At 60.9% G+C, this 7,915-nt stretch carries 7 protein-coding genes; all 7 read right to left on the bottom strand.

Translation table 11 applies throughout. From position 1 onward, the window contains the following. Window positions 1-52: 52 nt before the first annotated feature. The 7 genes from BGI27_RS11355 to rfbA all read right to left on the bottom strand — a co-directional run bounded on the left by BGI27_RS11355 (window position 53) and on the right by rfbA (window position 7,905). Window positions 53-292 (bottom strand): hypothetical protein, encoded by a 240-nt coding sequence (locus BGI27_RS11355; protein ID WP_095524983.1) that lies wholly within the window; start codon window positions 290-292, stop codon window positions 53-55. An 85-nt stretch (window positions 293-377) separates the two neighbouring features. Then, on the bottom strand, window positions 378-2,543 hold the full coding sequence (locus BGI27_RS11350; protein WP_095524982.1) for a class I SAM-dependent methyltransferase: 2,166 nt from the start codon (window positions 2,541-2,543) through the stop codon (window positions 378-380). 35 nt (window positions 2,544-2,578) lie between these two features. Further along, entirely contained in the window at window positions 2,579-2,782 is a 204-nt protein-coding gene (locus tag BGI27_RS18105; RefSeq protein ID WP_223871761.1) for a hypothetical protein, read from the bottom strand. 45 nt (window positions 2,783-2,827) lie between these two features. After that, complete coding sequence (locus BGI27_RS11345) at window positions 2,828-4,297, bottom strand: polysaccharide biosynthesis/export family protein (RefSeq protein WP_223871760.1); 1,470 nt, start codon at window positions 4,295-4,297, stop codon at window positions 2,828-2,830. A gap of 1,050 nt (window positions 4,298-5,347) precedes the next feature. After that, a complete protein-coding gene (locus tag BGI27_RS11335; protein WP_095524980.1) occupies window positions 5,348-6,133 on the bottom strand; it encodes an ABC transporter ATP-binding protein in 786 nt (261 codons plus the stop codon). Beyond that, window positions 6,130-6,924 carry an ABC transporter permease gene (locus BGI27_RS11330; protein ID WP_095524979.1) on the bottom strand — a complete coding sequence of 265 codons (795 nt, stop codon included), beginning with the start codon at window positions 6,922-6,924 and terminating at the stop codon, window positions 6,130-6,132. Before BGI27_RS11330 ends, BGI27_RS11335 begins: the two co-directional genes overlap by 4 nt. A 60-nt stretch (window positions 6,925-6,984) precedes the next feature. Further along, window positions 6,985-7,905: a glucose-1-phosphate thymidylyltransferase RfbA gene (gene rfbA / locus BGI27_RS11325; protein ID WP_095524978.1), complete on the bottom strand. Its 921-nt coding sequence runs from the start codon at window positions 7,903-7,905 to the stop codon at window positions 6,985-6,987. Between the last annotated feature and the right edge of the window lie 10 nt (window positions 7,906-7,915).

Genomic DNA, 7,915 nt, shown 5'->3' with positions numbered 1-7,915 from the left:
TGAAAAACAGTATTTCATGAAGCTCGGGGCTGTCTAGGAAACCCGGGGCGATTCAATCGGGGAGTACCTGATGGCTGGCGCTGAAAGCCAGTTCGCAGGCATCGGCCTTGGGCAGGTGGCTTGCCGCCCCGATCTGCCAGTCTGCGCAGGGCAGACGGCCCAGCGGCTGCCCATAGCGCTCGAAATGGACAAAGGGTGGCAAGCCGGTGAGGGCGACATCGGGATAGCGGGCCAGATACCAGTCAGCATCGAAAGCCAGCAAGGCAGCACGGCGATTTGCGACTTGAGACATAGGACGGGAAGACCTTTTCAGGGGTCGTTCGGATGAGATGAAAGGAATGCTGCCGCCTGGATCGGGCGGCAGCAGGCTGGGCGAATCAGAAGGTCAGACGACCTTCGGCACGCCCATGCCGGATGTAGTGCACCAGAGGATTCAGGCCTGAGCTGGCCACATCCGCATAACGCGCCAGATAGGCTGTCGTATCGAACTCGGATGAAGGAGAAAGCCCTTTGGCGGCGCCCTGCTTGAGGTAATGCGCGATCGGCTCCAGCCCACCGGTGGGCGTACTGGATAGCTGTCTTGCATACCAGGCTTCGTCGAACAGACCGGAAGCCCGTATCAGAGCAATATTGGTTTCAAGGGCCGTATCCGGAGCCCGATCCAGAAAACCGAGGAGCCAGCGCAGAGGGGCCGTCAGTCGCCAGGCGGCAGAACGACGCAGCCGGGCAGCTTTCTGCTTTTCCCGGGCAAGCTGCAAACGCGCTTCCTGCAGATCTGCGGCACGGGCTTCCAGTTGGGCGATCAGTTGGGCGACCTCGCCAAAGCGGGCATCCAGACTGGTCTGAAGATCGACGACCTGCGCTTCGGCGCAACCCAGCGCGCCTTCCAGGCGGGTACATTCGATCCGGGCAGCATCCCGCTCTGCCGAGGATCTGTGGCTTTCTGCCAGACGCGCATCCGCAGCATCCTGCAAACCGATGCGCTCCTCCCCTGCCGTTTCCCAGGCACGGTGAAGATCGGCATTGATTCGCCGCAGGGTGTCGATCATCTGCTGCGAAGCCGCATTTTCAGCACAGGCAGCCTCGTACGCATCCTGCAGCTCAGTTGCCCGGCTCTGTTCGGCAGCAAGTTGTTGTTCGAGCGCACCCAGCCGGGTCCGCTGTTCGGCAAGCGTGCCACGCAGCAGGGCCACTTCATCTTGTGCCGCATCTCTGGCCGCGGAAAATTCGGCCGCCTCAGCCTGCGCCTGCGACAGACGTGTCTGCAGTTCGCTCTGGGCCTGGGTCAGTTGCCCGAGCTGGGAAGTCTGGGCCACCAGATGGGTTTCTAGCGCCACACGTGCAGCACGGCTCTCCGCAAGCTGCGCATGGAGCAAGGCCAGACTTTCGGTGGTATTGGATGACTCTTCCGACCGTTGTCGTTCCAGCGCCTGGATCTGCCCGTTGAGCTGCTCGGTGCGTTGCTGCTCCTGGGCGTAAAGCGCCTGCTGCACAGCGAGGCTCGCAGCAAGCTCGCCTTTTTCGTTCAGGAGTTGCTGGCTTTGCTCTTCCAGAATCACCAGCCGTGACTGGGCCTGAGCCTGGGCCGCCTCGGCCTGCAGGAACTGCTGGCGCATGCCTTCGTAATCGGCCAACAGGCCGGCATTGCGCTGTACCTCCGCCGTGATGCGCTCGGCCAGGGCTCCGCGTGAAAGCGCCTGCTGCTCGATGCTTTCATCCTGTTCGCGCTTGAACATATGCTGCTGCTCGCCCAGACGCTGCTGAAGGCTGCGTACGTTCAAGCCCTCTGCACAGGCCTGGCCCAGACGCGCGAAGGTTTCCTGCACCCGTCGGGATTGGTCGGGCTGCGAACCCGCCTGGTAGAGCGCCCGCATCAACGGCGTCTGCTCGGCCCCCACGCCGACCACCCCGAGGCCATGACCATGTGCGGACTCGAAATGGGGGTAGCGCTGTGCCAACTCGGCAAAGAACTTGAAGACGCCAAAACCACGCTCACGTACGTTGGAGTCATGCATCACCACAACAGCGCGCGAGGAAAGCTTGGGCAGCCAACTTTCGAAATCGTGCTTCACCGCTTCGTAGGTATGCAATCCATCCATGTGCAGCAGATCGATGCTGGCATCGGGAAAATGCGGCAACGCTTCATCGAAGGTGCTGCGCACCAGCCGGGAGAAGCTGGAATACTGGGCCTGGTTGTGTTCGTGCACCTGGGCAAAGACTTCTTCGCCATAAATGGAAGCGTGTTCGTCTCCCTTCCAGGTGTCGACGGCAAAGCAACGGGAGTTGATCCCCAGCCTTTCGACGGCCTGACAGAACGCGAAATAGGAGGTGCCGTAGTGCGTGCCAAGTTCCACGACACAGGCGGGACGTGCCGCCTCGGTCAGCCAGAAGGCGAAGGGAACGTGCTCCACCCAGGCAGACAAGGCCAGATAAGTCGGCCGCCAGAACATCGAACGCAGCATGAGGGCTTCAATGTCATCCGCCGTGTGCGGCACGCTGGCTTTTCCTTTGGGACGCAACACGCCGGCCGTCTCCTGTTGCATGGGGTTCTCCTGAAGCATGAATGACCGTTCTGGTATCAAAGACCAAAGATGACCTTGGCGCTGACAGCCAGTTGGTAAAGGATCTGAGTGAGGTCCTTGGCGATCTGGCGGGATTTCACGTCGATACGTGGCAGCACCAGCACTTCGTCACCAGGGCGCATTTCGACCTCGCGACTGGAACTGCCGAACCAGCCGGAGCTCACCCCGGCTTCGGCGAAACTGCCGTCGCGGTGGGCCACGATGATGCGGGAAGCGTCGGCATTCTGCGTGTAGCCCCCGGCGCGCTAAATATAGCCAGAGGTGTTGAGGTCGGGATCGAAGGCGACAGCGTTCGGGAACAGTACTTCGCCGGAAATCAGCACCAGACCATCCTTTGACGGCACACGGAGAATGTCACCGTTCTCCAATGGCAACTCATCGCGGGCGGCAGCGCTGGCGATCTGTACCTGTCCACTGGGCTCGACCTTGCGTGCGCGGTCCACCCATTGCAACAGCAGATCGGCTTCGTCCTTGCGCAACTTTGCCTCGTCACTGGTGCCGGAACGCGCGGTGAGCGCGGCAGTTTCCAGGCTGCGCAGAGAAGTTTCGAGCAGCGCCTTCTGGCGGGTTTTCACGCTCTGGCGGAAGAGCTGGAGGCTGCTGCGATCTGCACGCTCGGTAAAGTGGATGCGGGTGACGAGTTCGCCCAGGCGGGTGCCGTAGGGCAGCACATACTCCTGGACGGAGTCATGCTCGCCTTCGACGCGCACGGTGATGGTGCCGGGCTTCTTGTCGGAGGTGAATTCAAGCTCGTCTCCGTTCTGAAGGACGATGCTGGCCGATTCTTTGAGCGGGTAGTACTCGGTATTGCGAATGGCGCCGGTGTTTCGCATCACGCGCACATGGGTGGCCTGTGCCAGCGGGCGGGCCAGCTCCGACAGCTCCTCCACACTGAAACTGCCCTGGGTGAATTCGAAGCGCTTGGCGTTTTCAACGAGGCCGCTCACGCGAACCACGTTCTGTCTCGGACCAATGAAGATCACGTCGCCATCGGCGAACTGCACCAATGGCATGGTGCCACGCAGCAGGAAGTCGTAGAGGTTGATGGTTTCGCGGATCTCATCACCCCGTTTGACCTGCACGCTGAGGAAAGAGCCACGCTCGGGGTCGATGCCACCCGCCTGATCGAGGTAATGCAGCAGGCTATCCATCGAAGTGCCCTGATAGAGCCCCGGACGCAGCACGAAACCGCCGACGAAGACACGTACGGCCTGCGCAGCGGCAAGGCTGGCATAACACTGCACATTGCTGCGGAAGACTTGGCGGACGGAGGCTTCGACCACGCGTTGCAGCTCCGCATTGCGCACGCCCAGCACGGGGACAGGCCCGAGGTTGGGGATGAAGATGTTGCCCTGGGGGTCGACTGTGAGCGTGGCGTCGTAATCAAAGCCGCCCCACAGGCGGACCTGAACCTGATCGCCGATGGCGACGGCGTAATCGCTGTTGAACTGCACCGGCCCCTGATTGGCAAACGCTCCGGTGAAGAGCTGGGTACCGAACACATCACTTGTTGGCGCCGAGGAGGGGGCTGGGGGCTGTCGGAGCTGCACCTGGGGTATCGGCGGCGCCTTGGGCTGCGGAGCCTGCAGCGCTTGTTGTGCCTTGAGCGCATCCACCAGGCTGGCAGCATCGGCAGCTGCAGACGAGGACTGGAACTGGGCCTGCGCGCTCAGCGCGGCCAGAGAGACAAACAGGGTAACAAGAAGCCTTTTCATGGGCTCAATCCTTGTGATCACGAATGATGGCTGCGATGAGGTGCAGGATGCCGGAAACCAGCATCGAGACCAGCAAGAAGACGATGAAGTTATAGCCGCGACGGGGCTGCAATGGGAATTCAGGCAGGGTGGGTGCCTGTACCACGGAGATCTTCTTGAGCATGCGCATGGCCTCCACACGACCATGCTCCAGCGCAGCGAGCGTCGTCTTGTGCAGTGCTCCGGCAAACTCGGCCGCCATGGTCAGACGCTGATATTCCTCCACCGTGGCATTGAGCGCACCGCCCTTGGGCGCGACAAGGCGTGCCTGCTCGGCTTCGATCTGCTGCTGAGTGGCGGTGATCTGCGCATCGATCTCACGGATGCGAGGGCTGTCTGGCATCAGGTACGCGAGCATGGCGGCGCGCTTCGTACGCAACTCTGCCAGCCGGGCGGCAAAGCTCGCGGCGATCTGGGCGCGAACCTCCACCTCACCTTGCGGCGAGACCAGGCCCTTTTCGTTCTGAAAGGAAAGCACGGCCTGGCGTGCGGCAAGTGCTCTGGCGTTGGTGTCTTCGACCTGCTGTTCCAGGAAGCGCACCTGCTCACGCGCCAACTCGTGCCCCAGTTCGTTCAGCCGCCCCTCGCCCTCCTCCACGATGGCCTGAACGATGGCTTGCGCCATGGCCGGATCGAAGGCCTGTGCGCGGATCACGAGTACGCCGGAGTATTCGTCGTAATTGATGCTGACACGACTGCGGTAGTACTCCAGAAAGCGCTCGATGCTCTCGGACGCATCCGGGAGTCGCGAGAACATATCGTGACTGGTATCGGCGAAGTGCTCGCGCAGCCCCAGCCGCGCATCGAGCTTTCTCAGCAGATCGGGTGACAGCAGGTAATCGCGCAGCAACACCTGATCAGAGCGATTGCTGTTGTTTCCCAGACCGCTGAGCAGACCGACAAAATCGGTACTGCCGCCCCCCGTCATATCGGTGCGCTGCACGATCACGTGAGCTTCGGAGACATAACGCTCCGAGACGATCAGCCCCCAATACAGACCTGCCAGCACGTTCACGATAACGGTGATGGCAAACAGGCGGCGGCGAAGCGCCGCGGGCACCAGGAAGTTCTGCAGCCAGGCCACCCACCGGGCGCTGAGCCGCGCAAGCGGAGATTGCTTGATCTCTTGAACCATTTGGGAATGCTTTCCTTGTAAGCACGTAATGCGTCATCGATGGCATCGAACCAGTACGCGTAGCCATCGTTCAACCAGATGCCCGCCGTACAGAATTCACGCAGAGTCCCTTCGCCATGCGACATCATGATCAGACTGGAGCGCCCTGCCAGCTGCTTGAAGGCTTCGGCTGCCTTCTTCTTGAAAGCGGCATCGCCCGTGGCCGTGACCTCATCCGAGATATAGACGTCGAAATCGAAGGCCAGAGACAACGCGAACTGCAGCCGCGATCTCATCCCGGAAGAATAGGTTTTGACAGGTTCGTCGAAGTAGTTTCCCAGCTCGGCAAAATCGGCAATTCGCTGCAGACGATCGACCATGTCATCTTCATGACCGTGGATACGGCAGACGAATTTGGCGTTTTGCCGCCCGCTCAGAGAGCCTTGCAGGCCGCCACCGAACCCTATGGGCCAGGAAACCCGGCAATGCCGCTCGATGCGCCCTCGATTGGGATGGTCGACACCCCCGATCAGACGCAGCAAGGTGGATTTCCCCGCGCCATTCTTGCCGACCAGGCCTACGCTCACGCCTGGCGGAATCCTGAAATTGACACCCTTGAGCACCCAGGGGCCCAGACCGTGATCCGTGCGATAGCGCTTGTGTACATCCTCGACCAGGATCATTGATGCATCAGCCTTTCTCGGTAATGCACCTGGAGAATCAGCCCTAATGCCAGCATGCCCAATGCCCAGGCATACAGGAGAGGCAGACTCAGCTCGGGAATGGCATGGTAGTACGGAGCAAAACCGAGCCGGACAGCATCGATGCCATGCACCAACGGATTCAGGATCAGATAGTCCCGATATGGCTGAGGAATGCTGTTGATGGGCATGATGGCTCCGGAGAGCAGCATCAAGAAGCCGATGAGATTACCCACCTCGGCCACCAGACCGCACAGCACCGACGTGATCAACCCCCAGCCGAGACCGATCAGCCAAAGACCGAAAGCAGCCCCGATCACCAACAAGGGCTCATCCGGCACGACATCGTGGCCAAACAATGCGGCCCCCGCCAGCAATACGCAGGTGACCAGCAACATCAGCACGCCTTCCAGCAGCGCCCGCACGATCACGGTATCGACTGGCAAAACCTGTCGGTATGAAAACAGGGCCTGGTTGGCGCTGATGGCGTTCTGCCCCTGAGACGCCACCCGCCTGAACATGAAAAACGCGCACATGCCGGTGATGAGCCAGATGGCAACATCCACCCCGCCCATCTTGTAGGCCCGGATGCCGGTGAAGATCGCCAGCATGTAGGCAATGTGGAACAGCGGCTCGGCCATCAACCAGGCCCAGGCTGCCCTGCGCGAGAACAGGCGGGTCAGCGATTCGCGCAGCAGCAGCGCGTACCAGACCGACAGCGTGACGCGCAGGGGATGGCGGCCAGCAGCCCCTACTGAATCAGTAGCATCCATGCCCTGCCTCCAGGCGGAGAGTTCTCACGTGCGGAGCCTTGTGAAAATTATCCGGTGGCATCAATAGACTGCGTGATTCAGCAGTTCCAGCAGATAGCTCCCGTAGCCACTCTTGCTCAAGGGCGCAGCGATCGAACGCAGTTGGGCATCATCTATCCAGCCATTGCGCCAGCAGATTTCTTCCGGGCAACAGACCTTCAACCCTTGCCGCTTTTCGAGTGTCTGGATGAATTGACCGGCCTCGATCAGGCTGTCATGGGTGCCGGTGTCGAGCCAGGCATCGCCACGCCCCATCATCTGCACGTCGAGCTGATCCTTTTCCAGGTAGATCCGGTTCAGATCGGTGATTTCCAGCTCTCCACGCGCGGAGGGTTTGAGGTTTTTCGCGAAATCGACGACCTGTTCGTCATAGAAATAGAGCCCCGTCACCGCATAGCGGCTGCGCGGTTGCTTGGGTTTTTCCTCGAGGCTGATGGCATGCCCCTTGGCATCGAATTCGACCACGCCGTAGCGCTCGGGGTCGGATACCGGGTAGGCAAACACGCTGGCGCCTTCGTTGCGTGCATCGGCAGCCTTGAGCCGAGCGGCCAGATCGTGTCCATAGAATATGTTGTCGCCGAGAACCAAGGCCGAAGGGTGCCCCCCAACGAAATCGGCACCGATGATGAAGGCCTGCGCGAGGCCATCCGGGCTCGGCTGCACGGCGTACTCGAAGTTCACGCCCCAGGCCTTGCCGTCACCCAGCAACTGCTGGAAGCGTGGTGTGTCTTGCGGCGTCGAGATGATCAGGATGTCACGAATGCCCGCCAGCAGCAGCGCACTGAGCGGGTAATAGATCATTGGCTTGTCATAGACCGGCACGAGCTGCTTGGAGACGCCCAGCGTGATCGGATGCAGGCGGGTGCCGGAACCGCCGGCGAGAATAATGCCCTTGCGCGCTTTGCGTGAGGGCTGAGAACTGAGAGCTGAGGACTGAGTCATGTTTGTGAGA

The organism is Candidatus Dactylopiibacterium carminicum, from assembly GCF_014736495.1.
GTDB lineage: Bacteria > Pseudomonadota > Gammaproteobacteria > Burkholderiales > Rhodocyclaceae > Uliginosibacterium > Uliginosibacterium carminicum.
The sequence above is the reverse complement of the archived record's forward strand: the minus strand, read 5'-3'. Positions and strand labels throughout refer to the sequence as shown.

Excerpts from the sequence above, each read along its gene's own strand:
- BGI27_RS11335 (WP_095524980.1), bottom strand. The coding sequence starts at position 6,133 with ATGATCCTGGTCGAGGATGTACACAAGCGCTATCGCACGGATCACGGT.
- rfbA (WP_095524978.1), bottom strand. The coding sequence starts at position 7,905 with ATGACTCAGTCCTCAGCTCTCAGTTCTCAGCCCTCACGCAAAGCGCGC.
- BGI27_RS11355 (WP_095524983.1), bottom strand. The coding sequence starts at position 292 with ATGTCTCAAGTCGCAAATCGCCGTGCTGCCTTGCTGGCTTTCGATGCT.
- BGI27_RS11345 (WP_223871760.1), bottom strand. The coding sequence starts at position 4,297 with ATGAAAAGGCTTCTTGTTACCCTGTTTGTCTCTCTGGCCGCGCTGAGC.
- BGI27_RS11350 (WP_095524982.1), bottom strand. The coding sequence starts at position 2,543 with ATGCAACAGGAGACGGCCGGCGTGTTGCGTCCCAAAGGAAAAGCCAGC.
- BGI27_RS11330 (WP_095524979.1), bottom strand. The coding sequence starts at position 6,924 with ATGGATGCTACTGATTCAGTAGGGGCTGCTGGCCGCCATCCCCTGCGC.